This window comes from Paenibacillus sp. J22FR5 (assembly GCF_059691975.1).
In genome coordinates, this window is sequence record NZ_JCAUAN010000008.1 from 121,434 (window position 1) to 147,620 (window position 26,187).

The 26,187-nt window shown below is 42.7% G+C and carries 24 protein-coding genes; 22 read left to right on the forward strand and 2 right to left on the reverse strand.

The genetic code is table 11. From position 1 onward, the window contains the following. The first annotated feature begins 316 nt into the window (after nt 1-316). The 12 genes from rny (at nt 317) to AC58P7_RS13800 (ending at nt 14,077) form a co-directional block, all read left to right on the forward strand. Nucleotides 317-1,855: a ribonuclease Y gene (gene rny, locus AC58P7_RS13745; protein WP_497343624.1), complete on the forward strand. Its 1,539-nt coding sequence runs from the start codon at nt 317-319 to the stop codon at nt 1,853-1,855. Nucleotides 1,856-1,972: 117 nt separating this feature from the next. Further along, the gene (locus AC58P7_RS13750) at nt 1,973-2,767 is read left to right on the forward strand and encodes a TIGR00282 family metallophosphoesterase (protein ID WP_497343626.1); all 795 of its coding nucleotides are present in this window, start codon (nt 1,973-1,975) and stop codon (nt 2,765-2,767) included. Nucleotides 2,768-2,879: 112 nt separating this feature from the next. After that, nucleotides 2,880-3,140, forward strand: coding sequence for a stage V sporulation protein S (locus tag AC58P7_RS13755; RefSeq protein ID WP_028558349.1), 261 nt, complete (start codon nt 2,880-2,882; stop codon nt 3,138-3,140). A gap of 148 nt (nt 3,141-3,288) precedes the next feature. Further along, nucleotides 3,289-4,230, forward strand: a complete 942-nt coding sequence (locus AC58P7_RS13760; RefSeq protein ID WP_497343628.1) for a dipeptidase — start codon at nt 3,289-3,291, stop codon at nt 4,228-4,230. A 206-nt stretch (nt 4,231-4,436) separates the two neighbouring features. After that, nucleotides 4,437-6,185, forward strand: coding sequence for a 2-oxoacid:acceptor oxidoreductase subunit alpha (locus AC58P7_RS13765; RefSeq protein ID WP_497343630.1), 1,749 nt, complete (start codon nt 4,437-4,439; stop codon nt 6,183-6,185). After that, a complete protein-coding gene (locus AC58P7_RS13770; protein WP_497343632.1) occupies nt 6,173-7,039 on the forward strand; it encodes a 2-oxoacid:ferredoxin oxidoreductase subunit beta in 867 nt (288 codons plus the stop codon). Before AC58P7_RS13765 ends, AC58P7_RS13770 begins: the two co-directional genes overlap by 13 nt. Nucleotides 7,040-7,136: 97 nt before the next feature. Further along, the gene (gene pduL / locus AC58P7_RS13775; protein ID WP_497343634.1) at nt 7,137-7,706 is read left to right on the forward strand and encodes a phosphate propanoyltransferase; all 570 of its coding nucleotides are present in this window, start codon (nt 7,137-7,139) and stop codon (nt 7,704-7,706) included. 277 nt (nt 7,707-7,983) lie between these two features. Next, nucleotides 7,984-10,410: an EAL domain-containing protein gene (locus AC58P7_RS13780; protein ID WP_497343636.1), complete on the forward strand. Its 2,427-nt coding sequence runs from the start codon at nt 7,984-7,986 to the stop codon at nt 10,408-10,410. Between the two features lie 156 nt (nt 10,411-10,566). Further along, nucleotides 10,567-12,153, forward strand: a complete 1,587-nt coding sequence (miaB, locus tag AC58P7_RS13785; RefSeq protein ID WP_497343638.1) for a tRNA (N6-isopentenyl adenosine(37)-C2)-methylthiotransferase MiaB — start codon at nt 10,567-10,569, stop codon at nt 12,151-12,153. 37 nt (nt 12,154-12,190) lie between these two features. Beyond that, nucleotides 12,191-12,655: a YlbF/YmcA family competence regulator gene (locus AC58P7_RS13790; RefSeq protein ID WP_497343640.1), complete on the forward strand. Its 465-nt coding sequence runs from the start codon at nt 12,191-12,193 to the stop codon at nt 12,653-12,655. 202 nt (nt 12,656-12,857) lie between these two features. Beyond that, nucleotides 12,858-13,592, forward strand: a complete 735-nt coding sequence (locus tag AC58P7_RS13795) for a phosphonate ABC transporter ATP-binding protein (RefSeq protein WP_497343642.1) — start codon at nt 12,858-12,860, stop codon at nt 13,590-13,592. Beyond that, nucleotides 13,589-14,077: a low molecular weight protein-tyrosine-phosphatase gene (locus tag AC58P7_RS13800; RefSeq protein WP_497343644.1), complete on the forward strand. Its 489-nt coding sequence runs from the start codon at nt 13,589-13,591 to the stop codon at nt 14,075-14,077. Before AC58P7_RS13795 ends, AC58P7_RS13800 begins: the two co-directional genes overlap by 4 nt. Nucleotides 14,078-14,142: 65 nt before the next feature. Here the strand turns inward: AC58P7_RS13800 and AC58P7_RS13805 are convergent, their stop codons facing one another. After that, entirely contained in the window at nt 14,143-15,390 is a 1,248-nt protein-coding gene (locus AC58P7_RS13805) for an ATP-binding protein (protein ID WP_497343646.1), read from the reverse strand. Nucleotides 15,391-15,602: 212 nt separating this feature from the next. Here AC58P7_RS13805 and AC58P7_RS13810 point away from each other — a divergent pair, with 212 nt between their 5' ends. From AC58P7_RS13810 to mgrA, 9 genes are all read left to right on the forward strand, one after another. Continuing rightward, nucleotides 15,603-15,770 carry a hypothetical protein gene (locus AC58P7_RS13810; RefSeq protein WP_497343648.1) on the forward strand — a complete coding sequence of 56 codons (168 nt, stop codon included), beginning with the start codon at nt 15,603-15,605 and terminating at the stop codon, nt 15,768-15,770. A 226-nt stretch (nt 15,771-15,996) separates the two neighbouring features. Continuing rightward, a complete protein-coding gene (locus AC58P7_RS13815; RefSeq protein ID WP_497343650.1) occupies nt 15,997-17,007 on the forward strand; it encodes a 2-oxoacid:acceptor oxidoreductase family protein in 1,011 nt (336 codons plus the stop codon). A gap of 34 nt (nt 17,008-17,041) precedes the next feature. Continuing rightward, nucleotides 17,042-19,345, forward strand: a complete 2,304-nt coding sequence (locus AC58P7_RS13820; RefSeq protein WP_497343652.1) for a thiamine pyrophosphate-dependent enzyme — start codon at nt 17,042-17,044, stop codon at nt 19,343-19,345. A 93-nt stretch (nt 19,346-19,438) separates the two neighbouring features. Further along, a complete protein-coding gene (locus tag AC58P7_RS13825; protein WP_497343654.1) occupies nt 19,439-19,735 on the forward strand; it encodes a hypothetical protein in 297 nt (98 codons plus the stop codon). Between the two features lie 141 nt (nt 19,736-19,876). Then, entirely contained in the window at nt 19,877-20,836 is a 960-nt protein-coding gene (locus tag AC58P7_RS13830) for a C40 family peptidase (RefSeq protein WP_497343656.1), read from the forward strand. A gap of 108 nt (nt 20,837-20,944) precedes the next feature. Continuing rightward, complete coding sequence (locus AC58P7_RS13835; RefSeq protein WP_497343658.1) at nt 20,945-21,538, forward strand: ribonuclease H-like YkuK family protein; 594 nt, start codon at nt 20,945-20,947, stop codon at nt 21,536-21,538. Between the two features lie 174 nt (nt 21,539-21,712). After that, the gene (locus tag AC58P7_RS13840; protein WP_497343659.1) at nt 21,713-22,219 is read left to right on the forward strand and encodes an ADP-heptose synthase; all 507 of its coding nucleotides are present in this window, start codon (nt 21,713-21,715) and stop codon (nt 22,217-22,219) included. 24 nt (nt 22,220-22,243) lie between these two features. After that, nucleotides 22,244-23,263, forward strand: coding sequence for a phosphotransferase (locus AC58P7_RS13845; protein ID WP_497343661.1), 1,020 nt, complete (start codon nt 22,244-22,246; stop codon nt 23,261-23,263). A 182-nt stretch (nt 23,264-23,445) separates the two neighbouring features. Further along, nucleotides 23,446-24,435, forward strand: coding sequence for an L-glyceraldehyde 3-phosphate reductase (mgrA, locus tag AC58P7_RS13850; RefSeq protein WP_497343663.1), 990 nt, complete (start codon nt 23,446-23,448; stop codon nt 24,433-24,435). A 3-nt stretch (nt 24,436-24,438) separates the two neighbouring features. Here mgrA and xerS read toward each other — a convergent pair whose 3' ends face one another. Next, nucleotides 24,439-25,521 carry a tyrosine recombinase XerS gene (xerS, locus tag AC58P7_RS13855; RefSeq protein WP_497343665.1) on the reverse strand — a complete coding sequence of 361 codons (1,083 nt, stop codon included), beginning with the start codon at nt 25,519-25,521 and terminating at the stop codon, nt 24,439-24,441. Nucleotides 25,522-25,677: 156 nt separating this feature from the next. Here xerS and sigV point away from each other — a divergent pair, with 156 nt between their 5' ends. Beyond that, the gene (gene sigV / locus AC58P7_RS13860) at nt 25,678-26,187 is read left to right on the forward strand and encodes an RNA polymerase sigma factor SigV (RefSeq protein WP_497343667.1); all 510 of its coding nucleotides are present in this window, start codon (nt 25,678-25,680) and stop codon (nt 26,185-26,187) included.

The window sequence follows — 26,187 nt, forward strand, 5'->3', positions numbered from 1 at the left end:
TGATCAACTCTTGGACATTCGCTTGACAAGCTTCTTCGACAAAAGATAAAATAACAGTGTATATTTTCATAATGTATTCAAAATCATACTAATTTCATTGATTTTGAGAGGGCAGATGTAAAAACCGCCAATTTTTACACTGTTGATTATGGATTATTAGCACTATAGTGCCCTAACGCACTGTGCGCATTCATTTAAAAGCCATACTCTTACTTTGCTGAGGGTATGTATGACTAGTCAAACAATTAAATCGGATTAAAAAACCGAAGGTACCCCAGGCTAACAACTTGGAGAAACCAACGAGGAGGTGAACAAGATGACTGCCATCTGGATCACGATCATTCTCGTTGTTGGAGCTGCATGCTTAGGGATTGGTTATTTTATCCGTAAATCTCTTGCAGAAGCGAAAATTTCCAGTGCTGAAACAGCCGCTGAGCAGATAAGAGAATCTGCCAAAAAGGAAGCAGAAGCACTGAAAAAAGAAACGGTTCTGGAAGCAAAGGACGAAGTGCACAAGCTAAGGTCCGAAGCTGAAAAAGACATTCGTGAACGTCGGAATGAAATTCAACGACAAGAAAGACGATTGTTGCAAAAAGAGGAATCGCTGGATAAAAAATTAGAATCTCTCGAGCGTAAAGAAGAGTTAGTTGCCAACAAAGAGAAGCGTATCGAAGATACACAAACACAGATTGATCAGCTTTATAAAAGCCAAGTTTCCGAATTGGAACGAATTTCTGGTCTTACAATGGAAGAAGCTAAGAGCATTATTCTTACTAATGTAGAGCAAGAAGTTCGTCATGAAACTGCGCAACTAATCAAAGAGATTGAACAACAGGCCAAAGAAGAAGGCGATAAGAAAGCACGTGAGATCATCACACTTGCTATTCAGCGTTGTGCGGCGGATCACGTAGCTGAGACTACGGTTTCAGTTGTCTCGTTGCCTAATGAAGAAATGAAAGGCCGCATTATTGGTCGTGAAGGTAGAAATATTCGTGCCTTGGAAACATTGACGGGTATTGACCTCATTATTGATGATACGCCTGAAGCAGTAATTCTTTCAGGTTTTGACCCAATCCGTCGTGAAATTGCTCGTACATCACTTGAAAAACTTGTGGCGGATGGACGTATTCATCCAGCACGTATCGAAGAGATGGTTGAGAAGTCCCGTAAAGAAGTGGACGAACGTATCCGCGAATATGGGGAGCAAGCGACGTTTGAAGTTGGGGTACACGGTTTGCATCCTGACTTGATCAAAATTTTGGGGCGCCTGAAGTTCAGAACAAGTTACGGACAGAACGTGTTGAAACATTCTATGGAAGTAGCGTATCTGGCTGGTTTAATGGCCGGGGAGCTCGGGGTAGACGTAACTTTGGCGAAACGTGCCGGGCTGCTTCATGACATTGGTAAAGCGTTAGACCATGAAGTTGAAGGGTCTCACGTTGAAATCGGTGTTGAGATAGGTAAGAAATACAAAGAGCATCCTATCGTTATTAATAGTATTGCTTCGCATCACGGTGACGTGGAAGCAACTTCTGTTATTGCCATGCTAGTAGGGGCTGCAGACGCATTGTCCGCAGCGAGACCAGGTGCTCGTAGAGAAACGCTCGAAACGTATATCAAACGTCTTGAGAAGCTGGAAGAGATTTCAGAGTCGTTTGAGGGTGTTGAGAAATCATACGCCATTCAAGCAGGCCGTGAAGTTCGCGTTATGGTGCAACCAGAGAAAGTGGATGACACCGAAGCGTTCCGTTTAGCCCGTGATATTACGAAGAAAATCGAGGGTGAACTCGATTATCCAGGACATATTAAGGTTACGGTCATTCGTGAAACAAGAGCAGTTGAATACGCTAAATAAGATATTAATGCGAAAAGTGGCTATTATAGCCACTTTTCCTTATTTTCAAGGCCGAGTGTCAACTTCAAGAGTTGCTAGCTAGACTAAATTCGGTCATAAAGGAGCTTGTCTTAAGTTATGAAAATTGTATTTATCGGTGACATTGTAGGTTCTGTTGGTAGAAAAGCATTGAAGAATATCATGCCAAGGCTAAAACAATTACATCCACATGCTGTTTTTATTGCAAATGGTGAGAACGCGGCAGCGGGCAAGGGAATTACAGCAGCAATTGCGAAAGAGATATATGAAATGGGTATTCTGGCGATTACGATGGGCAACCACACGTGGGATCAGAAGGAGATTTTCGATTTCATAGATCGTGATGAGAAAATGGTTCGTCCTGCAAACTTCCCTCCTGGGACACCTGGAAGAGGTCATACAACTATTAAAGTTAAGGATCAGGAGCTTCTCATAATTAATTTACAGGGACGCACATTCTTGCCTCCAATCGATTGCCCTTTCCGCAAGGTGGATGAAATTCTTGAAGGGGATAAGAAAAAACATAAATTTGTATTTGTCGATTTTCATGCAGAAGCAACATCCGAGAAAATCGCGATGGGTTGGCACTTGGATGGTAAGGTTTCTGCAGTCGTAGGAACGCATACACATGTGCAAACGAATGATAACCGTGTATTGCCTCAAGGTACAGCGTATGTGACCGATGTGGGAATGGTAGGGCCTCGTGATGGCATTTTAGGGGTTGAGCGAAACGCAGTACTTCAGAAGTTTAAAACTCAGCTTCCTGTGCGCTTTGTAACGGATGAAGGGAAATGGCATTTCCATGCCGTTGTGATTGAACTAAACGATCAGACTGGATTGGCTAAAGGGATCAACCTGATTCGATATGATGAAGATCAAGTATTCATGGATTAATAGCTCTCACGATGGTGCCATGATTTAAACTGGATGAATTAGCATGTTTAGTTAATCTTGCGAATATGATGGGTATTGGAAGCTATCCATCATTTCCGAGGAGGTACTATTCATGGATGTATTAAAAGTTTCAGCAAAATCCAATCCAAACTCCGTTGCAGGTGCATTGGCAGGCGTATTGCGCGAGCGTGGAGCCGCTGAGCTTCAAGCGATAGGTGCAGGTGCGTTGAACCAAGCCATTAAAGCAGTAGCTATCGCAAGAGGATTTGTGGCGCCTAGTGGAGTCGACTTAATTTGTGTACCAGCCTTCACGGATATCGTTATTGATGGGGAGGACCGGACAGCGATTAAATTGATTGTCGAGCCTCGGTAGACGGCAAGGCACTCTGTATAAGAGTTGACTTTCAGGACTTGACAGCAGGATAAAACTAAACGTTATCAAAGTACTTATGAAACCTCTGTATAGAGGTTTTTGTGCTGTTTAGACATATAATGCATATGGGTCAGGAGGCTGTTATGGGATGAAAATTGTAGATGGACATTGTGACGCGTTAACGAAGCTATATATGAATGCCAAGCTCGACTTCAATAAAGAAGAGTTGGAATTGGATGTCAGTTATCCCAAGCTTCTGCAGGGTGGTGTGAAGGTACAATATTTTGCAATGTACTTATCAGAATCGATCCAGAACCCAAGCTTTGATCATATTTTGCAAATGGTGGATGTGTTTCACCGGAAAATCACAAGTCATCCCCATATGAGATTCATTCGTTCTACTACAGATTGGTTAGCATTGGAGAAAACCGAACAGGTTGGGGCTATTTTGACATTAGAAGGCATGGATGCTCTCGTGGGAAATTTGACGCATTTAAGAATTCTCTATCACTTAGGTGTTCGTTGCGCAGGACTGACTTGGAACTATGCAAATTGGGCTGCAGACGGCGTAATGGAGCCGAGAAATGGCGGATTTACTAAAAAAGGAATGCTGATGTTAAAAGAAATAGAAACTATGGGTATAATAGTCGATGTGTCTCATCTATCTGTAGCGGCATTCTGGGAGCTTATTGCTTTGTATAAGAAACCATTTATTGCATCGCATTCTAACGCCTATCACATATGTCCTCATCCAAGAAATTTATCAGATGATCAAATTAAAGCTATCATACAGTGTAAAGGATTGATGGGGATTACGTTCGTTCCTTACTTTCTGGAAAACTCGAAAACGACTGTTGAGATCTCATCGATCTTAAAGCATATTGATCATATCTGTGCATTAGGCGGAGAGTCGCATCTTGGTTTTGGTTCGGATTTTGATGGGATCGAGCAATGGGTGAAAGATTTACGACATGTTGGACAATACGGAAATATTATAGAAGCTTTATGTAAAAACTATGCGGAGTCACAAGTAGAGGCTTTTTTGTACGGAAATTGGCGCAATTTCATGTTGGCGAACCTTCCGCAATGATAGTTGGAAATCGATCTAATATTGATATGGATACAATCTAAAAACTCTATCTTTTAGAAACGGTGAAACCTCTTGCAATTTACTCTGTAAAGGCATAGAATTTGTTTGACAAGTGAAAGAAATTTTTTATTGCATCATCTTAAATTACTACACAATCAGCTTCAAATTTTCTTCATGCAGCTACAATTAAAAGGAGTGGACGTACGGTGATTAGTCAGTTATCTTGGAAAATCGGAGGTCAGCAGGGTGAAGGGGTCGAAAGTACAGACCGCATTTTCTCTACTGCATTGAACCGTCTCGGTTACTATTTGTATGGGTACCGTCATTTCTCTTCACGGATTAAGGGGGGACATACAAATAACAAGATTCGCATCAGCACCAAGCCGATTCGCGCAATTTCAGACGACTTAGATATTCTTGTTGCTTTTGACCAAGAAAGTATCGATTTCAACGCACATGAACTTCGCGACAATGGTGTTATCGTTGCGGATGCTAAATTTAACCCTGTTTTACCTGAAGGAATCAAAGCTAGATTGTTCCCTGTACCCATTACTGCAATTGCAGAAGAATTAGGAACATCCCTATTTAAGAACATGGCCGCGTCAGGCGCTTCATGGGCTCTACTTGGCTTGCCGCTTGATGTGTTTAATAAAGCTGTTGAAGAAGAATTTGGCCGTAAAGGCGCAGCTGTTGTTGAGAAGAATATCGAAGCAGTTCGTAAAGGTGCGGAATCCGTACTTGAGCTAGCTGGCGGACCTATTGCTGACTTCCAACTTGAGCCTGCTGACGGACAACAAAAATTGTTCATGATCGGAAACGATGCAATCGCTCTTGGAGCTGTTGCAGCAGGTTGCCGCTTCATGCCTGCATACCCAATCACGCCAGCATCCGAAGTAATGGAATACTTGCAAAAAGTACTTCCTAAATTGGGTGGAACTGTTATCCAAACGGAAGATGAGATCGCAGCATGTACAATGGCAATTGGCGCTAACTACGCTGGTGCTCGTGCATTGACAGCATCTGCGGGTCCTGGTCTTTCCTTGATGATGGAAGCCATTGGTCTAGCTGGTATGACTGAAACACCGGTTGTTATCGTTGATACACAACGTGGTGGTCCAAGTACAGGTCTTCCAACGAAACAAGAGCAATCCGACTTGAACGCAATGGTATATGGTACGCACGGTGAAATCCCAAAAATCGTACTTTCCCCAAGCACAATTGAAGAGTGTTTCTACGATACAATTGAAGCGTTCAACCTTGCTGAGAAGTACCAAGTGCCGGTTATTCTAATGACGGATCTTCAACTTTCACTAGGTAAACAATCCGCAGAGATGTTGGATTACAATCGTATCGTGATTGATCGCGGTGCACTTGTAACAGAAGCTCCTGAACAAGAAGCTAATCAATTGTTTAAACGTTATGAGTTCACTGAGAACGGCGTATCACCACGTGTAATCCCAGGCATTAAGCACGGTATTCACCATGTAACGGGTGTAGAGCATGACCAAACAGGTCGTCCTTCCGAAAGCACTGAAAACCGCCAACGTATGATGGATAAGCGTCTTGAGAAGCTGAAACACATTCAAGTGACAGATGCTATTAAATTCGATGCACCTCATGACAATCCAGATCTTCTGATTATTGGTATGGGTTCAACAGGTGGAACCATTGATGAAGCTAGACGCCGCGTTGAATTGGAAGGTATCAAAACCAACCATGCTACTGTTCGTTTGATTCATCCGTTCCCAGCTGACCAACTTCGCCCGCTTGTTGAAAAAGCGAAACAAGTTATCGTTGTAGAAAACAACGCTACAGGTCAATTAGCAGATCAAATTAAACTGCATGTTGGTCATGCAGATAAAATCAAAAACGTTCTTAAATACAACGGTAACCCATTCTTACCAGCAGAAATCGAACAAAAATGTAAGGAGTTGACTTTAGCATGGCAACATTAAAAGACTTTCGTAACAATGTAAAGCCTAACTGGTGTCCAGGATGCGGAGATTTCTCCGTACAAGCTGCTATTCAACGTGCTTCAGCTAATGTTGGTTTGGAGCCAGAGAACTTAGCAATCGTATCAGGTATCGGATGTTCTGGACGTATTTCTGGTTACATCAATGCATACGGATTCCACGGTATTCACGGGAGATCCCTGCCAATCGCACAAGGCGTGAAAATGGCTAACCGCGATTTGACAGTTATCGCATCTGGTGGAGATGGAGACGGCTTTGCTATTGGTATGGGGCACACTGTTCATGCTATTCGACGTAACATTGACGTTACTTACATTGTAATGGATAACCAAATCTACGGTTTGACGAAAGGTCAAGCATCCCCACGTAGTGCGGAAGGTTTCAAAACGAAAAGTGTACCATCAGGTACAATCGAGTCCGCAATCTCACCATTAGAAATCGCTATGGCTGCTGGAGCTTCTTTCGTAGCACAATCGTTCTCTAGTAACTTGAAACAGTTAACAGCTGTGATTGAAGCTGGTTTGAATCACAAAGGTTTCTCTTTGATCAACGTATTCAGCCCATGTGTAACTTTCAATAAAGTCAACACATATGACTGGTTCAAAGAGAATATCGTAGATTTGGATGAGATTCCAGACTATGATTACACAAATCGTGTGATGGCGATGACGAAAATCATGGAAACGAACTCCATGTTGACGGGTATCATCTACCAAAACAAAGATAAAAAGAGCTACGAGGATTCCATTCCTAGCTTTGCTAAAGAAGGTCTTGCTAAACAAGATCTTAAGCTTTCCGAAGCTGATTTCAGCAAAATGCTTACTGAGTTCAAATAAACAATTTCTTACGAAGGCATACGGTGAAATTCCGTATGCCTTTTTTGCTAGGCGGTAATACTGACAACTATGATGTAATGAGAGGATGATTTTCCACATGCCTATGATACCTATTGGCGTTTCAGCAAGACATATACATCTCTCCCAAACCGATTTAGTTGCGCTATTCGGTGAAGGTTATGAACTTTCGATATTCAAAGAGTTGTCGCAGCCAGGACAATTTGCTGCACAGGAGACTGTAGCTATTGTTGGCCCTAAAGGTCAATTTGATAAAGTGCGGATTCTAGGTCCAATACGGCCACAAACACAAATTGAAGTTTCAAGTACAGATGCCTTTTCATTAGGAATCCATCCGCCAGTGCGTGAGTCGGGAAACATTAAAGACACGCCTGGTTTGCGTGTGATCGGCCCTAATGGTGAAGTTTCCTTAGAGCTTGGGGTCATCGTTGCAGCAAGACATATTCACTTTCATACCTCGGATGCAGAGCAGTGGGGGATTAAGGATAAACAATTGCTTCGGGTCAAATTAAGCGGTGAGCGACCTTTAATTTTCGAGGATGTACTTGCACGTGTTTCCGATCAATTTGCTTTGGACATGCATATTGATACGGATGAGGGCAATGCAGCGGGTGTAAAAAAAGGAGATCAAGCTGAGCTTCTTATTTAAAGTTAATGTCATTAAATAAATGAAAAAACTAATCAAACGAAACTCAAATCCTTTACAGATTCATGTAAAGGATTTTTTTATTAGCAAATATTGCATGAAATTTACGTGATAATGTAACTTTTACTTGTTTTCGGGTATATTCGACATAAACATCTAGAGGCACCATGTAAATCATGTTAAGATGGTTCTCAGGTAATACATATAAGATGGGGTTATTTACCACAACCAGTGGCTCCTTTGGTTAGTAAGTGAATGCCTATAGTTAGGAGACATCATCTTGGAAACCATCGTAAGTACCTATCATTTCCCGCTCGTGATCTTTTCAATTCTTATTGCTATTATCGCATCATTTGTTGCATTGGATCTTGGAACTCGCATTCATAAGGCTAAAGGTACAGCAAGACAAACTTGGTTAGCAGGCAGTGCATTTGCGATGGGAATGGGCATATGGTCGATGCATTTTGTCGCCATGCTCGCATTTCATTTAACAATCTCCGTCACATACCATTTGACCACTGTGATATATTCAATAATTCCTGCACTTCTTGCGTCGTGGTTAGCTCTACATATGATCAGTCGACCGATCATGCGGAAATCTCACGTATTCATTGGGGCAACTTTCATTGCTACGGGGATTGTTTCTATGCATTATATCGGCATGGAAGCGATGGTGATGGGAGCTGTGATTGTCTATAATCCAATACTATGGATTCTATCTGCCATCATTGCTTATGTTGTATCTTTTGTAGCTCTGCTCTTGTTATTCTCAGTTAAGCAAAATGCGAATTCGCCATTCATTTTGTTACGTAAATTAGGATGCTCATTCATCATGGGTATCGCCATATGTGGTATGCATTACACCGGTATGGCGGCAGTAACCTTCAAGCATGATCATGTCCACATCGTTTCAAAGCATGCATTCGATACGTCATTGTTAGCATATTTGATTGGTTTTGGTGTATTGTTCATTCTGGGGTTAGCGTATGTCAGCACTTTCATCGATAGACGGTTTGAATCTCAGTCCATGATGTCAGAGCGGAGATTTCGTTCTGTGGTTGAATCAGCTAATGACGCAATTATATTAGCAGATTACCAAGGGACTATTATTTCTTGGAACAAAGGCGCGCATCTCATTTTTGGATATGAAGAACAAGAAGTCATTGGTGAGCAATTACATATGATTTTTCCTAAACGTATCCGAGAACAGAATTTGAAAAGTATGGAGCAATTCTTGTCAACGGGTGATCCTGCGATCATTGGAAATACGCATGAATTAGAAGCCGTAAGAAAGGATCAAGAAGAGATTCCAATAGAGCTCTCTATTGCGATGTGGGATGAAGAAGGGGACTCTTATTTCAGTTGCATCATCCGTGATATTTCAGAGCGAAAAAGGACGGAAGAAAAAATCAATCAAATGGTCTATCGTGATCCATTAACGGGTCTGCCGAATCGGCTGTTACTGAATGATCGTCTCACGCTCGCATTAGATCAAGCTCAAGAGAACAAACAAATCATTGCCATCATGTTTATTGATCTGGATCGATTTAAATATATTAATGACACACTTGGTCACGCTATGGGCGATCGCTTATTAATAGAGGTTGCGAATCGATTTGAAACTTGCATGGGTAAGGGGGATACGGTTTCTCGCCAAGGCGGCGATGAATTTATTGTGCTTTGGACAAACACTTCTGCAGATGAAATGATGATAAAGGCTCAAAAAATCGTCCGTTTATTCTCACAGTCTTTTACAATTCTTGAACACGAATTGTTCGTAACGCCTTCTATTGGAATAAGTCTGTATCCATCAGACGGTGGAGATATCGAAACGTTAATTAAAAATGCAGACACCGCGATGTATCGTGTGAAAGAACAAGGGAAAAATAATTTTCAGTTTTACACACCGGATATGAACGAAGCAGTAACTCAGAAAATGCGGATGGAGATAGGGTTGCGAAAAGCTTTGGAACGAAACGAGTTCAGAGTCTATTATCAGCCGCAAATTGATGTGAATTCGGGAAAAGTTATCGGAGTAGAAGCATTGATTCGATGGCAACACCCGGAGCTGGGACATATTTCTCCTGCTGATTTTATTCCATTAGCAGAAGAAACAGGTCTCATTATCCCAATAGGTGAATGGGTATTGAATGAAGCATGCTGTCAAAATAAAGAGTGGCAAAATCTAGGGTATCCTCCTGTACGTATGGCTGTTAATATTTCTTCGCGACAATTTAAGCAAAGCAATTTAATAGAATTGGTAAGTAACGCTTTGAACGAGTCTGGGCTTGACCCTCAATATCTTGAACTTGAGCTAACGGAAAGTATTATTCAAGATACGAAGTACGCCATAGAGACCATGCATAAATTAAAGATGATGGGGATCTTTTTATCGATTGATGATTTTGGGACTGGGTATTCTTCCTTGAATTATTTGAAGCTTTTTCCGATCGACAGTTTAAAAATTGATCAATCGTTCACTCGGAATATGTTTGAGGATGCAAAGGACGCAGCTCTGGTCCATACGATTATTTCAATGGCACATAATCTGGATCTGAAGGTTATTGCAGAAGGTGTTGAAACGAAGGAGCAGCTTCAGTTCTTATTACAGCGACAATGCAATGAAGCGCAAGGTTACTTATTCAGCCGTCCAATCCCTGCGCAAGAAATGACGGGTTTGATGAAAAGTCAATATTCTTATGGTTAAATGCTAACGATCGGCCTTCTCAATAGAGAAGGCTTTTCTTATCCGCATCTCGATGCTAAGCGTATATGGATAAAGTGGTATCATTTGTGCTATAATTTGATATTGGGTTAATACAATAAAGAGCTACATTTATAGATAAAGGGAAGTGAATTCATCATGTCAAAGGAGAACCAACAATCATCGGACTTAAAATCCGACAAGGTTAAGGATTACTCCAAATACTTTGACTTCTCGGATGCGAAGTTGTTAAGCGAAGAAGACGGTAAAACGACATACCGCATTAAAGGTCGGAATATTCAAATTAACTCAGCACCCAATTATAAAGATGAGAAGCAGCGTGGAAAAGAAGACATTCAGGTTCATTATGATTTTGCTATTCCTGAAGATATGCAGCAATTTGGTAAGGACAAATATTATTTAATTACAACGTATGGTTGTCAAATGAATGAACATGATACGGAAGTCATGAAGGGCCTTTTCGAGCAAATGGGCTATCAAGCTACGGAAGATAAGCAAATCGCAGATGTTATCTTGTTGAACACATGTGCAATTCGTGAGAATGCTGAAGATAAAGTGTTTGGTGAACTTGGTCATTTGAAGACGTTGAAAGCGCAGAAGCCAGGGCTCATTCTTGGTGTTTGTGGATGCATGTCACAGGAAGAATCTGTTGTGAATCGCATTATGCAGAAACATGCGTTTGTTGATATGATTTTCGGAACGCACAATATACATCGATTGCCAAGCCTTTTAAAGGATGCCTTTTTCAATAAAGAAATGGTTGTCGAGGTATGGTCAAAGGAAGGCGATATCGTTGAAAATCTTCCCAAAAAACGGGAAGGTATCCGTGCATGGGTTAACATTATGTACGGCTGCGATAAGTTCTGTACCTACTGTATCGTTCCATATACACGTGGGAAAGAACGAAGCCGCAGACCGCAGGATGTTTTGGCTGAAGTCAGGGATTTGGCTCGTCAAGGCTTTCAGGAAATTACGCTACTTGGACAGAATGTCAATGCTTATGGCAAAGACTTTGAAGATATAACGTACTCTTTCGCTGATTTGATGGATGATATTCGTAAGATTGATGTTCCACGTATTCGTTTCACAACGTCGCATCCGAGAGATTTCGATGACCGCTTGATTGAGGTGCTAGGCAAAGGTGGTAACCTTGTTGAGCATATCCATTTGCCCGTTCAAGCAGGTAATTCAGAGGTCTTGAAACGAATGAGCAGGAAATACTCGAGAGATCATTATTTGCAGCTTGCGAGTAAAATCAAGGCAACAATGCCAGACGTTGTGTTAACAACGGATATTATCGTTGGTTTTCCTGGCGAAACGGATGAGCAATTCGAAGATACGATGACGTTGTACGAGGAAGTTGGTTTTGATTTTGCGTTTACTTTCATATATTCGCCGAGAGTTGGTACACCTGCAGCAGAGATGGAAGACAATGTTCCAATGGAAGTGAAGAAGCAACGTTTATATCGTCTGAATGAGCTTGTCAATAAGCTAAGTAAAGACAGCAATGAGCGATTGTTAAATCAAACCGTTGAAGTCTTAGTTGAAGGTGAAAGTAAGAACAATGTGGATGTTCTTGCTGGCCGTACGCGGACGAATAAACTTATCCATTTTACAGGAGATCCGTCCTTAATTGGTCAAATGGTTGACGTTAAAGTCACACATGCACAAACGTGGATTTTGAAGGGCGAGATCGTCCAGAAGCCACTTCAAATGACTGTATAAAATTCTCTAACAAGGATAAATAGGAGCGTGTTAAGAAATGTCCCAATGTGATCATACACATGATGATAATCAGCCTCATGGATTTCAAGTAGAGGAATTTACGAATACAGAAATGATCGTTCGCGAAGATATTTTGGCTAAAGCGAAGGAATTGGCTAATTTGCTGACGACGTCCAATGAAGTTCAGTTCTATCAAAAGGCCGAAAAGCAAATCGCAACGAACCCTGATATTCAAGGCTTGATTAGTGCGATTAAGAAAAAGCAAAAAGAGATTGTTGCTTTTGAAACGTTCCAAAATAAGAAAATGGTTGAAAAAATAGAGAACGAAATCGAAGTCCTGCAAGACGAGTTAGATGGGATACCAATCGTTAACGAGTTCAAGCAAACGCAAGAAGACATCAACTATTTGCTTCAACTTGTGATGTCAGTGGTCAGAGACACGATTTCCGAGAAAATTAATGTAGAAGCTGGCGCGGCAGAAGCTCCGACGTCTTGTGATTAAGTTTTACAAGTAGATGTGAAAGAAATCGCCCTCAACGAGCAGCGTAAGGCTTGTTTTGAGTGGCGATTTTTTCCAAAATATATGAGTTTATATGTTTCACACGATAATTCGGCTATATTTCTTGATAAATGTACTCGTCCTAAGAGGACGGCGTAGCCGTTTATTTGGAATGACCACTAGATTTACGTGAAGGAGAGTTGTCATGCTGACAGTTCGTAATTTAAGTAAAGTATTCCCTCCGGACAATCAGGTCCTTTCGCAAATTAGCTTTCAGGTTGATGCAGGTGAATTTATTGCGGTGATCGGCAGCAGTGGGAGCGGGAAAACGACGCTGCTTCGTTGCATCAGTCATCAAGAGAAATGGACAAGCGGTCAGCTCATCTATAATTCGAATGATATAACGAAGCCAGGCCCTTGGGATCGTTTTAAATTAGGAAAAGATTTTGCATATTTGGAAGAGAAGCCTTTTCTAAATAGGAATAAAAGCGCTGTCAAAAATGTGTTAATGGGTAGAGTGTATCAAGCCCCATTGCGTATTCTGACAGGCATGACTTCCAGAAACGAACACGTAGACAGTATGGACTTCTTAGAGAAGGTAGGCCTTCTCGATAAGGGGGATAAGAAGGTAGGTCAGCTTAGCGGTGGTGAACAGCAGCGTGTTGCGATTGCGAAGGCATTGATACTTGGACCTAAAGTTCTTGTCGCAGATGAACCTGTATCTGGGCTTGATCCTAAATCCACGGAGTTCATCCTGCAAGATTTGAAGTCATTATGTAAAGACCGCAACATGAGTGTCATTGCAACCTTACATAAGGTAGAGCTAGCAGAGCGTTTCGCAACACGTATTTGGGGTGTGTCAGAAGGCCGAATTGTATTGGATATTCCAGCTCGACCGCTTACATTAAATGAAAAAATGCTTGTATTTGGTCAAATATGATTAGGGTCTTGTTCGTCTGCTTAGGAAATATTTGTCGATCACCAATGGCAGAGGCTGTGTTCCGTCATCAAGTCAAAGAAGCGGGACTTCAACAGGTCATTTCAATTGATTCGGCGGGTACAGGAGACTGGCATATTGGTCATCCGCCGCATCAGGGGACTAGGGATATTCTGGACCATCATCAAATTGGCTATGAAGGCTTGAAGGCCAGACAAGTGCATCCAGATGATTTCCACCAATTTACTTATCTCATCGCGATGGATGAAAGCAATGTTGTGAATCTCGCTTCTTTTGCCCCTAAGATAGCGGGAAACGAGAAACATGCATCCATACATAAATTATTAGATTTCTCAGAAAATCGGGAACATTCTGACGTGCCAGATCCGTTTTATACGGGGAAGTTTCAAGAAGTGTATGAAATGGTTGAGGAAAGCTGCAGCCGATTACTCGCTTTTATCGTAGAAAAACACAATTTAACTACATAAATCGTGGAAAGAAAAAAGCAAGCTGGAAAAGAGGTGTCTCTTATCCAACTTGCTTTTTGGTATGTTCATTTTAGTTGAAAAATGATGGAGCATTGGGTGCCGCGATTGAGGCTGCTTGAAAATGAAATTTTGCCGTTCATTTTCTTAATAAGACTCATGACAACCACAAGTCCAAGCCCTGTACCATGTTCTTTCGTCGTATAGAAGGGTTTGCCTAAGGCATTCAATTGGGTATTCGTCATTCCTACTCCGGTGTCTGTGATTGAGATCTGGACAGCACTAGTATGCTTCCAGGTGCGTAAAGACAACTTGCCACCATTGGGCATAGATTCAATTGCATTTTTAATGAGATTTAGAAGGCATTGACGTAACTTTTGGGATTCACCCAGAATATACAGGGGGGCATCATATTCATGTGCAATATCAATTGTGATATGAGAATCGATTGCATAGGGAGTAATAAACCGAATGGTATTTTCTAGTTCTTCTTTAATATCAAGCTGCTCCTGCAAGTCTGAGGAAGGCTTTGCGTAGTTAAGGAAGTCAGTTAGAATCGTGATCGCCTGGTCTACACCTGACAATGCTTGATCGACATATCGCCTACGATCTGAGTTCGCTAGTTCTGATTTCTGTAATAATTGCAGGAAACCGCGAGTCGAGGTAAGTGGATTTCGAATTTCGTGTGAAATTGTAGCAGATAGCTCAGCGAGCATGCGATTTTTCTCTAATTGAGCGATATATTTTCGCTGTATTTCATATTTATTTATGAAAAATAGCAATGAGATCATGATCCATAATGAAATGAAGGCAAAGAATAAAACATACCCTGTATATAATGAAAAAGGCGCTAGGGTATATGGTGCAAGCGGAGCATACAATAGTTCGTACACGATGAGAATGCAGGTTGCATAAGCAAGCTTGATCTTCAACGGTGAGTGGGATAAGCGATTTCGGCTAAGAAAACCGAGGATAAGTACGAAAGTGCTGCTTAACAGGGCTGGCTCCCAGTAATAATGTAAAACAAACATACACCCGATATTGAATATGATCCAAGTCAGGATGGAAGGCGCAATGCCAACACAAAGCGTAATGAAGAGCAGGCAGACAGGAACTAATTGCAGCGAATAGATCAGTGGGTCTATATCCGCACAGGTCCAATAAAGGAGAATGAAGACCCCAAAAATTAAAGTGAAAAGGATATTCAAATGCTGCTCTTTATGAACGAAATGTGGAGCAAGAATAAGTTGGAGCAAAGCGGCACTCATGATGTAGAAAAGGTTGTGCAGCTCATTGGAAATGATAAAATGAAGCAAGCTAAACCATCCTTTCCATAATTCGACAATTTGCTGATTATTTCTACATTATCTCACAAATGCGGTTTGAATCAAGTAAATGAGTGGTTTTTGAATGCTAAAGATTTGATAAAGACTTATAGTCACCGACGTACAAACCGCTGTATAATAAAGAAACCATGATTTGCAAACGTTTACAAAATTGGGGGATTTGAAGCCAAGGAGAGATGTGAATGCGGATGTGCTCACAGGTTTGCGGTGTTGTGTTTAATCCGATTGAAGACGATTATGTAGACGTATGTGAGGATTGTGAGGAATCGCAAAAGGAAGCTGAGGATTGTATGGTGTCATGCAGCTATTACTTGGGGAAGTGCGGACTTATCATTGATTATTTGCTTTAAATGGCTGTGATGAGAAAACCTCTATCGATGCCATTCAAAGATGACCAACCGCGTTTAGAGGATAGTTATACGCCAAATAGAAAGATATTTCCGAAAATCGAAAATTATACTTTCTATTGTGGTAAAAAAAGGTTGATTACCAGCCATTTCTTGTTACAATAATAGTAGATTTTATTATTCATACTATTCACTCTTTATGCAGTTCATTTTTGAAAGGAGACCAAGCATGGTAACTTTACCTAAATTGAACGATCTCGGCTTTTTCGAGATAAGACTGGAATCCATCGGCGGTCTAGGCGCGAATCTAGCAGGTAAGATGCTGGCAGAAGCAGGAGTCGTTGGCGTTGGTTTGAACGGTGTCAGTTTCTCTTCCTACGGGTCGGAGAAGAAAGGATCAGCAGTAAAAGCACATATTCGATTTTGTGACATGGATACGAAGATTCGGGACACATCACCCGTTGAACGACCGCATGTTGTAGGTGTTTTTCATGAATCGCTTTCCAAAACTGTAAACGTTATCAGTGGCATCTATGAGGATAGTACCGTGTTAGTAAATTCAACAAAAACACCCGATGAGTTGAAGGAGAAGATGAAGCTCAGAGGGGGAACGATTGCAGTCATTGATGCAATTGGAATCTCACTTGAAGAGAAGAATCGCGTGAATATGGCGATGCTAGGAGCTATGTTCCGATTGTGCGATTTTCTGGATCCTGACGTCATGCGAGGAGTTATTCGGAAGTCGTTAGAAAAGAAATACCCGCTTGCGGTTGCACCAGCGTTACGTACATTCGATCGCGGCTATAACGAAGTGGTTTTTCAAACGTATGCGCTTCCAGAAGGGGAATCCATGCCAGATTTTGTAAGGTATGATACACCGGTTCTGGGCTTTGCTACGCAGCCTATCGGGGGTGTCGTTACGAATCCCGGTAATAGTATACTCAAAGATTTGAGCATATCCCGCGCTGGGATGATGCCGCATTTTCATGAAGATAAATGTATTCACTGCGCTTCTTGTGATAATGTATGTCCTGACTTTTGTTTTGTGTGGGATGAGCTCCCCGATAAAAAAGGCCGTCCCCAAATGTTCCTGCAAGGCATAGACTATCAATATTGTAAAGGTTGCCTTAAATGTGTACAGGCTTGTCCAACCGAAGCGCTCTCCAGTGAGCGGGAAGAAGATGGTTATGCCGAGCTAAATCGCATGCCGCATCGATTCAATCTAGCTATAAACTCTTAGAGAGTATTTATGGGAGAAGGGTGGAACTACTCGCATGTCCATTGATATCAAGCAGGAATTAGGGGAAGCCAAAGTCGAGCAGCGCATCGTGTATGAATCAGGGAATGAAATGGCTGCCTATGCGGCGCATCAAATTAATTATCATGTCATGGGTTACTTTCCGATCTCACCATCCACGGAGGTAGCTCAATTTCTAGATCTCATGAAGTCCAACGGACAGCATGATATTGTTTTAATCCCTGCAGACGGTGAACACGGTTCAGCAGGTATATGTTATGGCGCTTCAACTGCTGGCGGCCGCGTATTTAATGCGACTAGCGCCAACGGTTATTTGTATATGTTGGAACAAATGCCGGTACAATCCGGAACCCGTTTTCCTATGGTTATGAATTTGGTATGCCGCTCTGTATCCGGGCCGCTCAATATTCATGGCGATCATTCGGATCTTTATTATGCATTAAACACGGGTTGGCCGATCGTCATGTGTCGTGACCCGCAAGCCGTGTATGATATGAATATTATGGCGCTTAAATTAGCGGAGGATCCTGAGGTGCGTTTGCCAGTGATGGTGGCTTCAGATGGTTATTTCACCTCTCACCAAAAGCGCAGAGTTCAAACCTTCGCACATCGGGCTGATGTGCAAGCATTCGTAGGTGAGAAGCCACAGGGCTTCCCAGATACCTTAGATCGCAATAATCCGATAACGGTTGGACCGTATATGAATGAGCCGGATTATATTAATAACTGCTATCAGCAGTCCGTGGCCATGTATAACGCTGAGGGTGTGTATGATCGTATTCGGCAGGAATATGCCGAATTGACAGGCCGTGACTATCCGATTCTAGAGCTATATCGGATGGAGGACGCGGATGTCGCGGTATTCCTAATGAATTCGGCCTCCGAAATCATCAAGGATGTCGTCGACCAGCTCCGTGAGAAGGGCATTAAAGCAGGATCGATTGCTCCCAATCTGATCCGTCCTTTCCCAGCAAAGCAGATCGCGGAGGCGCTGAAGAATGTGAAAGCGATCACCGTTGGTGATCGCGCGGATTCCTATGGCGGGCATGGCGGCAACATGGTCAATGAAATTAAAGCGGCGCTGTTCACAAACGGGAACAGAGATACGCTTGTCATAAGCCGAATCTATGGCTTAGGTGGCAAAGACTTTTATGCCGAGGATGGGCATAATCTGTTCCAATTCGCCATTGATGCGATGGAAAGCGGCAAAGTGGATGTGCCTTTCGATTACTACGGGCATACGCCAGGTGATCCTTCGAAAGCACCGAAGCGGGTACTGACGCCGATGAAGTATGAAGATTTGAAAACGGGACTCATCACCGTCTCACCGGATGAGAATACAGGGAAATTGAATGTACGCATTCCACCATTGCGTTCCTTAACGAAGAAGCCGAAGCGGATTGCGCCGGGGCATGGCGCTTGTCCAGGGTGCGGCATTTTCTCAGGGCTCGAATTGTTCTTCAAAGGAATTGAAGGGGATATTGTTTCCATTTTCCACACGGGCTGCGCGATGGTTGTGACTACGGGTTATCCGTATTCAGCGCATAAAGCTACTTATATTCATAATCTATTCCAGAATGGCGCAGCGACACTGTCAGGCGTTGTGGAGATGTTCTGGGAGCGTAAGCGTCGCGGAGAACTCGATCATCTGGGCTTAAAGGACGATTTCACCTTCGTGATGATAACAGGTGATGGCGGTATGGATATCGGTATGGGGCCTGCGATTGGGGCTGCTCTGCGGAATCATAAAATGATTATCCTCGAGTACGATAATGAAGGCTACATGAACACAGGTGCACAATTGTCGTATTCGACGCCGATGGGACATCGGACTTCTACTTCCAATGTCGGTAAGCATCAGGGCGGTAAGGTATTCCATCATAAGGATACCGCGCAAATTATGGCGGCGACTCATATTCCTTATGTATTTACAGGTTCAGAGGCATATCCTCAGGATCTGGTCAAGAAAGCGGCTAAGGCGCAATGGTACGCGCAGCATGAGGGATTGGTCTACGGAAAAATACTCATTGCATGTCCACTGAACTGGCTGTCGGATGATCAAGAGGGCTCCAACATCGTCGGTGCTGCGGTTGATTCTTGTTTCTTCCCGCTGTATGAGGTGGAACATGGGGTGACGTCAATCACTTATAATCCCGAGGATAAGAGTAAGAAAATTCCACTATCCGACTGGTTGAAAACGATGGGGAAAACGAAGCATCTCACGAAACCAGAGTATGAGGGATCGCTAAAATCGTTCGAAACGGAAGTTGAGCGTCGCTGGAATATGCTGAAGGCGAAGCATGAGAATGCGTATTTGTAAGACGGTGTAACCTTTTATTTGGGTAACACACATACAAACGAAGGCACATTCCCCTCGTGGTGAATGTGCCTTTTTATCAGGAGGTATAGGAAGATGCCATTTGTGTTACAGCAGAAAGAGACCGAACAAATTTACACGACAACGCTTGTTAACCATTATGGACTCGCCTACTATGGCGTGAAATTTTGGACAGAGCTGGAGGAAGCGAAAGAGCAAGCCATCTCTTATTTAGAATCACAATCTGTCAGTAATCCGAGCAGTTGGCAGGTTATCGAATTGGAAGAAAACGAGATGAAAATAAGTAATGTAAAGCTCAAGAACTCCTCGCAGTGGCAGCTATTTTGGTCATCTTTGACACGAAAGCCTGAGGTTCGTAAATTGGAAAATTAAACCGTGTCGTCAATAGGCTAATCGCCTCGCATCCTTCGGCAATAATCGCTACCATTCACCTATATTCGTGTTAGCCCCCCCCAAACTATAATAAGGGTACAAAAGAAAATTTTAACATCATACCCAGTGGAGGGAAAGACGATGAGAAAGTGGACAATGGTTATTGCGGTATTGATGGTAGCATTCATAACTATACTACCTAAAGATACTAAAGCTGAAGAAGGAGTCGTGACGAAGGCGCGGATTGTTGCTGGTGTAAGCTTTCGAGATCAACCTAATACGTCGAGCAAGGTGATTCGCATGTTGAAAGCCAATGAAATGGTAACGGTGACCGACTATACAACGGTGAATTGGTTTCAAATTAAGGATGCGCAAGGTGTAAGCGGATACGTATCCACAAACAGCAAATACATAACGATTGTTAGCAATGCACGAATCATGTATGGCGTAAATTTCCGTACACTACCGTCTTCAAACGCGAGCTCAGGTTCGAAAGTCATTCGCATGTTGGCTAAAGGTGAAGAAGTTCTGGTCACCGATAAAGTGAATGATAGTTGGTATAAAGTAAAAGTTGCTGATGGTGTCAGTGGTTACATGAGCGCTAGCTCTAAATACATTACAGCGGATTTCTCCGTAATTAAACCCAATATGCCAGTAGCTGATGAAATCGAAGCTGTTATTGATGCGGGACAAGCATATTTAGGAACGCCATATGAATTTGGTTCAACGCGTAATGATCCAACTACATTCGATTGCTCTGACTTTGTTCAGACGATGTTCTGGGACGCACTTCGTAAGTCATTGCCAAGCGATTCTGCTGCCCAAGGAACTTATGTAAGGTCATTGGGTCCTATAGTAAAGGATTGGACAAAGCTTAAGCGTGGGGATCTTCTTTTCTTTAGCAGCTATAAAGGATCCAAAGCTTCTGATTATGACGGGATCAATATACTGACAGAACCTATTACACATGTGGGTTTATACTTAGGAAACGGCCAAATGCTGCACACCTATTCCATTGAATCTGGCGGCGTTCGCGTGGATTCGATTGATGGCAAGCAGTGGGAAAATCGATTTTTGTATGGAGGCAGTGTTTTAAAATAAGTTGATGGTTCGAACAGGCAATGTTTGCCATATACTATAGAAGAGGCGGATGCAGCCTTGAGCATCCGCCTTTTTCTATACAATATGGAGAAAGGGAGAGCCTTATCTTTGAAACCTTCGACGACGAACCAACCTCTGGAATTTAGGAACCGGGCGGAAAGAGGACTTAACCTGGATACCGTGCACGAGCGTATTCTACATTTCATGCGTCTTGACCCCGTTGCAACCTATAAATTCATTATAGGTACAGATTGTCAGGTGCATACAGGTCATACGAAATTCATTACCGGCGTAGTGATCCAGCGACTAGGGAAAGGAGCGTGGGCATGTTATCGTCAAGTCATCGTTCCAAGAGCCCTTTACTCAATCAAAGAAAAACTTTCCATGGAAACCTCATTGAGTGAAGAAATTGCGATGTATTTTGACGAAAACAAGCGATTAGATATGGAAAATATTATTCTTCCTCATCTGTATCAAGGTGCCACTTTCGATATGTTTATTCATATTGATGCGGGGGATGATGAGAATAGAAATCGGACGGCAAAATTCGTCCAAGAGATGGTAAGACGCGTGGAATCCGTCGGGATGGTTCCGGTTATTAAACCAGATTGTTATGTTGCATCGGCATATGCGAATCGTTACTCCAAGAAACCATATCGCCCCCTTTACGAGGACCACGAGGTGTTCGATGGCAGTTTATAAGGCAGTTGATAAGCAGGGTATAGAACCGTTAGCTCGAATGGTCAAAGCGATCTTGGGAGCTAGCGGTTTTATTTAAAAACTATGGGTTATGTGTATTCCTCAACTAAAAAAGGATTTCTGTGATTCTTAGCGAAGTAATGCTGAATGTTGATTGTAGCATAAGGGGGGATTTCCATGAGCAAAACGTTTATTATCGAAGCTGTGATGTTAGCCGTGCATGGCCAGCTCATGCTGCCATCAAAGCCTGTGACTTATTTAATTCCTTATACGACGATTCAAGAGCTATATGAGTTGCAGAGCAGTCCTGAACCCATTATGTTAGAGGTTGAGGACGATGGCTTTGTCAAACAAATGATCGGTGAGCTCATTGCGTTCTTTGAGGAATCTTTTAATAAGAAAAAAATTGAAAAAGCATTGTCCATACCGTGGGGCAAAAGCCCGCCATTACCGATTAATGAACATGTGATACTGAAGGTTGTTTATGCGATTGATAATGAAGTCTATGGCGATCAATTTGACCCCATTGAGACCGAGTTAATTCTGACCGCGATCAAAGAGCAAGCTGTTCTATTAACGGATCAATATGATTTTATCGAGCGATTAGTGGAATTTGCCATACCAGTAGAAGCTTTTGATGTGGAAGATTTCGAGTTCGCGGTAGAAGGCGACAATCAAGTTTAAGAAGAGGAGCTGAGTCTCGACATTATGCGAGTCATTGAACAAGAGGAACAATTAGCGTTACTACCCGCCAATTGGTTTGGGGCTCAATCATGGACGCTTCGTGTTGGTGCGGGAGGGATGAATAATACAACGCGATTTGTCGAAGTTGGGGGGCGAACTTATGTTCTGAGGTTGTATGAAACGCACCGTGATCAGAACAAAATCAAATTTGAACATAGTGTTTTGCTTCGACTAGATGAAATCAAAGACGAACTTCCATTCGATATTCCGATGCCGCTCGAACTGCCTACTGGGGGGACCGTGGTGACGCTTGGTGGTCCAGAAGGAAAGCTTGCGGCTTTATTTACATTTACAGAGGGCCAGAATCCAATCGACTTACATGTAAGTCAACTCGGAGAAATGGGTAAAGCGGTAGGACAACTATCGGCTTCCTTAGCCAAGATAACGATTGGTACTAAGCCTGAATATGCCCCATACTATGAAATTGAACATATTCATCCTAGCTGTAAGCCAGATACCATTCGTGCGTTTTCGCTACAACCGCCCGAGCCTTTCTTGCTTCAGCAGGAGGATCTTGCTTATATATTTGAACGTTATTTGGCATTGTATGCTGCAATTCCAATGATCCGTCAATTACCGCATCAGCTCGTTCATGGCGATATTAATGGCTCAAATATGCTTGTAGATGACGAGGGGCGTTTGGCCGCGATTCTTGATTTTGAATTCGTGACAATCGATGCACGTGTCATGGAGTTAGCGGTGTGTTTATCGGATCTGATCGATCCAACGATTCCCGAAGAGAGACTCCGTGCAAATAGCAGTGCTTTCTATGAAGGGTACCGTCAGTTTGTTCAATTGACAGACGAAGAAATTAGCATATTGCCTATGTTGATCGAGCTTCGCAGGCTGGATGTCTTTATTCATTTTCTTGGACGGTACTTAGATGGGGTAGATCCGCAAGGTGTGTTAGTCGATATTATTAACAACACTTATGAAAAAACGAAATGGCTGCAAGAGCACGAATCGTTGCTGCGCTTGATCTGATGCCGTCCGTGGAGCGAGATTACTAACCTTGAGGTTAGTAAGACACGTTTTTTTCAGTTCTTTTTTTGTCGGTAGTCTTCAACTATACTAGTACATAGGAAACAGGATACTTGTGAAAACTTTAGTGGATACATAACTGAATTCCTTAACAAGTTTTCTCAGAGATACAAAGGAGGACAAACATGGTCTATCAAGCTAGTTCAACACGTTATGCAGAAATGAAATATAATCGTACTGGGAAATCGGGGCTTAAGCTTCCAGCTATTTCTTTGGGCATGTGGCACAATTTCGGGGGTTTAGATCTACACGAGAATGGGAGAGCAATGCTGCTTCGTTCGTTTGATTTAGGGATCACACACTTTGATTTGGCGAACAACTATGGTCCGCCGCCAGGATCCGCAGAGGAATTAATGGGGCGTGTACTTAAAAGTGATCTAGGCGCTTATCGCGATGAGCTAATCATTTCGACGAAATCGGGCTACCACATGTGGGAAGGTCCTTACGGCGAGTGGGGCTCCAAGAAGAATATGGTATCCAGCTTAGATCAAAGTTTGAAAAGAATGGGACTAGATTATGTGGATATTTTCTACTCACATCGACCAGATCCGAACACGCCTTTCGAAGAGACAATGGCGACTCTCGATTTAATCGTTCGTCAAGGAAAAGCACTCTATGTGGGTCTTTCCAATTACACAGCCGAGCAAACCAAAGAAGCTGCTTCCATTCTGAAAAGCTTGGGTACACCGCTTCTTATTCACCAACCATCGTACAGTATGATGAACCGTTGGATCGAGGGTGGCTTGCAGGATGTATTGGATGATTTCGGCGCAGGAAGCATCGCGTTCTGTCCGCTAGCACAAGGCTTGTTGACGAATAAATATGTAAACGGAATTCCTGCGGATTCAAGAGCCGGCGGTAAGAGCCAATTCTTGAAAGAGAAGGACATTACGGAAGAGAAGTTGAACCAAATTATTCAACTGAACGAACTGGCTAGCTCCCGTGGTCAAAGCTTGGCGCAAATGTCGCTGGCTTGGGTACTTCGCGGCGAGCGTGTCACGTCCGCTTTGATTGGTGCTAGCCGCGTGTCTCAAATTGAGGAAAACGTTGCTGCGCTGAAAAATCTGGAGTTTGCTCCAGAAGAGTTGGCTGCAATCGAAAAAATCCTGAAGTAATCTTCAGGATTCCAATCGTTTATCAATCGCCTCGGACATCGTTCGATCTGTGAGATGCGCATAGATTTGCGTAGTCTCAGGAGAGGCATGGCCAAGCTGCTCTTGCGTTTTGTACAAGTCGTTCTGTAAGTAATAATCGGTGGCGAAGGAATGCCGCAGTTTATGTACGGACAAGTACGGTTTGCCAAAGCGTTTGGCATATTTGATCACAAGCTCTTGAATCGCTCTTTTCGTCATTCGTTCGCCTTCTTTTTTGCCATTAGCCATGGCAACGAAGAGGGCTTTTTCTTTTTTTTGCGGCTTATATCGGCTGGAGCGGATGGACAAATAGTCGGTCAGGGCTTGAATCGCATCGAGACGGAAGTACACCGGTGTTTTGAACGTGTCGTCGTTTTTACCTTTTCGATACACATGGGCGAGCTTCATTTTCAGATCAATATCATCGACGTTCAGGTTGAACACCTCAGAAACACGAAGCCCCGAATTGAGGATGAGCGTGACGATACAGGTATCTCTGACTTTATTTAACTCATAGGCGTAGAGAGCCTGTTTATTCGTCGCAACGTCATGCTCGTAGCCTTCCTTCACATAGGCAATGAACTCCACGATTTCCTCTTCCTGCAGCAGCTTGCCCTCGAGCTTCGCAGCGCTGTCCTTCGCCTTGTGGGAGCGCTTAATTTCCACCTTCGCCATTACATTCCGCTTCAGGAGCGGGTAGAAGTTATCATCCTCAGCAATTTGACTCAAATAATGAAATAAGGAACGCAATGCGGATAGCTTGCGATTAATGGTGGTTTTCCCATTGGCTTGTACTTTACGGGTAGCGAGGAACATGCGAAAATTATTGACGCTGTCCATATGAAGCTTCTCTAAATCCTCTAAGGGAACCTGATTCATGACGGTCGCTGTGCTTAAACCCTCTGCAAGCAGCCAAGACAGGAAGATTTCATAATCACGTACATATTCAAGGAGCGATGAGGGTGATAGGTCTGGGAGCTTATAATTTATAAATTTCTCAATATACCAAGGCATCGAAGGTACGCGGCGATCTAATTCTTGGCGATCTTTAACTTTAATAATATTCATAGCAGTTCACCTCATAAGCGTCTTGCTGTTAGTATACCAGTACATTCGTGAAATTGGTAGGCATGGAAATCAAACTATTCGGCATCCTGTGACGTCTTAGCTACATCAAGATTCATTTCTGAAAAACAGCGCGGCTAAAGGAGCGTCATCAAGCAAATGACAATGAATAGAAAGCTAGAAACCGAATTAATTACCTGCATTACGGAGCATAAAGAAAACGTATATCGACTTGCCTATAGCTATGTAAAAAATCAAGAGGATGCCTTGGATATCGTGCAAGAGGCGATTCATAAGGCATTTGCAGCTACGGATTCGCTGAAAAGCAATGCATCGATCAAGAGCTGGTTTTACCGCATTGTCGTCAATACCTCCCTTGATTTCTTGCGAAAACATAAGAAGCTTACTGTCATGGATGATGTGACCATGGAAGCCATAACGCCAGGCAGTGAAGATGCCTATCCGAATATTGATTTGGAGAGGGCGCTAGAGGATTTACCGACCATGTATCGCAGCGTGATCACGCTTCGGTATTTTGAAGATTTGAAGATCGATGAAATCGCTGATGTGTTAAAAGAAAATACAAGCACCATAAAGACGCGGCTTTACCAAGCATTGAAGCTTTTACGGATAAAAATGAACGATGATAAGCTAGTGGAGGTAAACTAA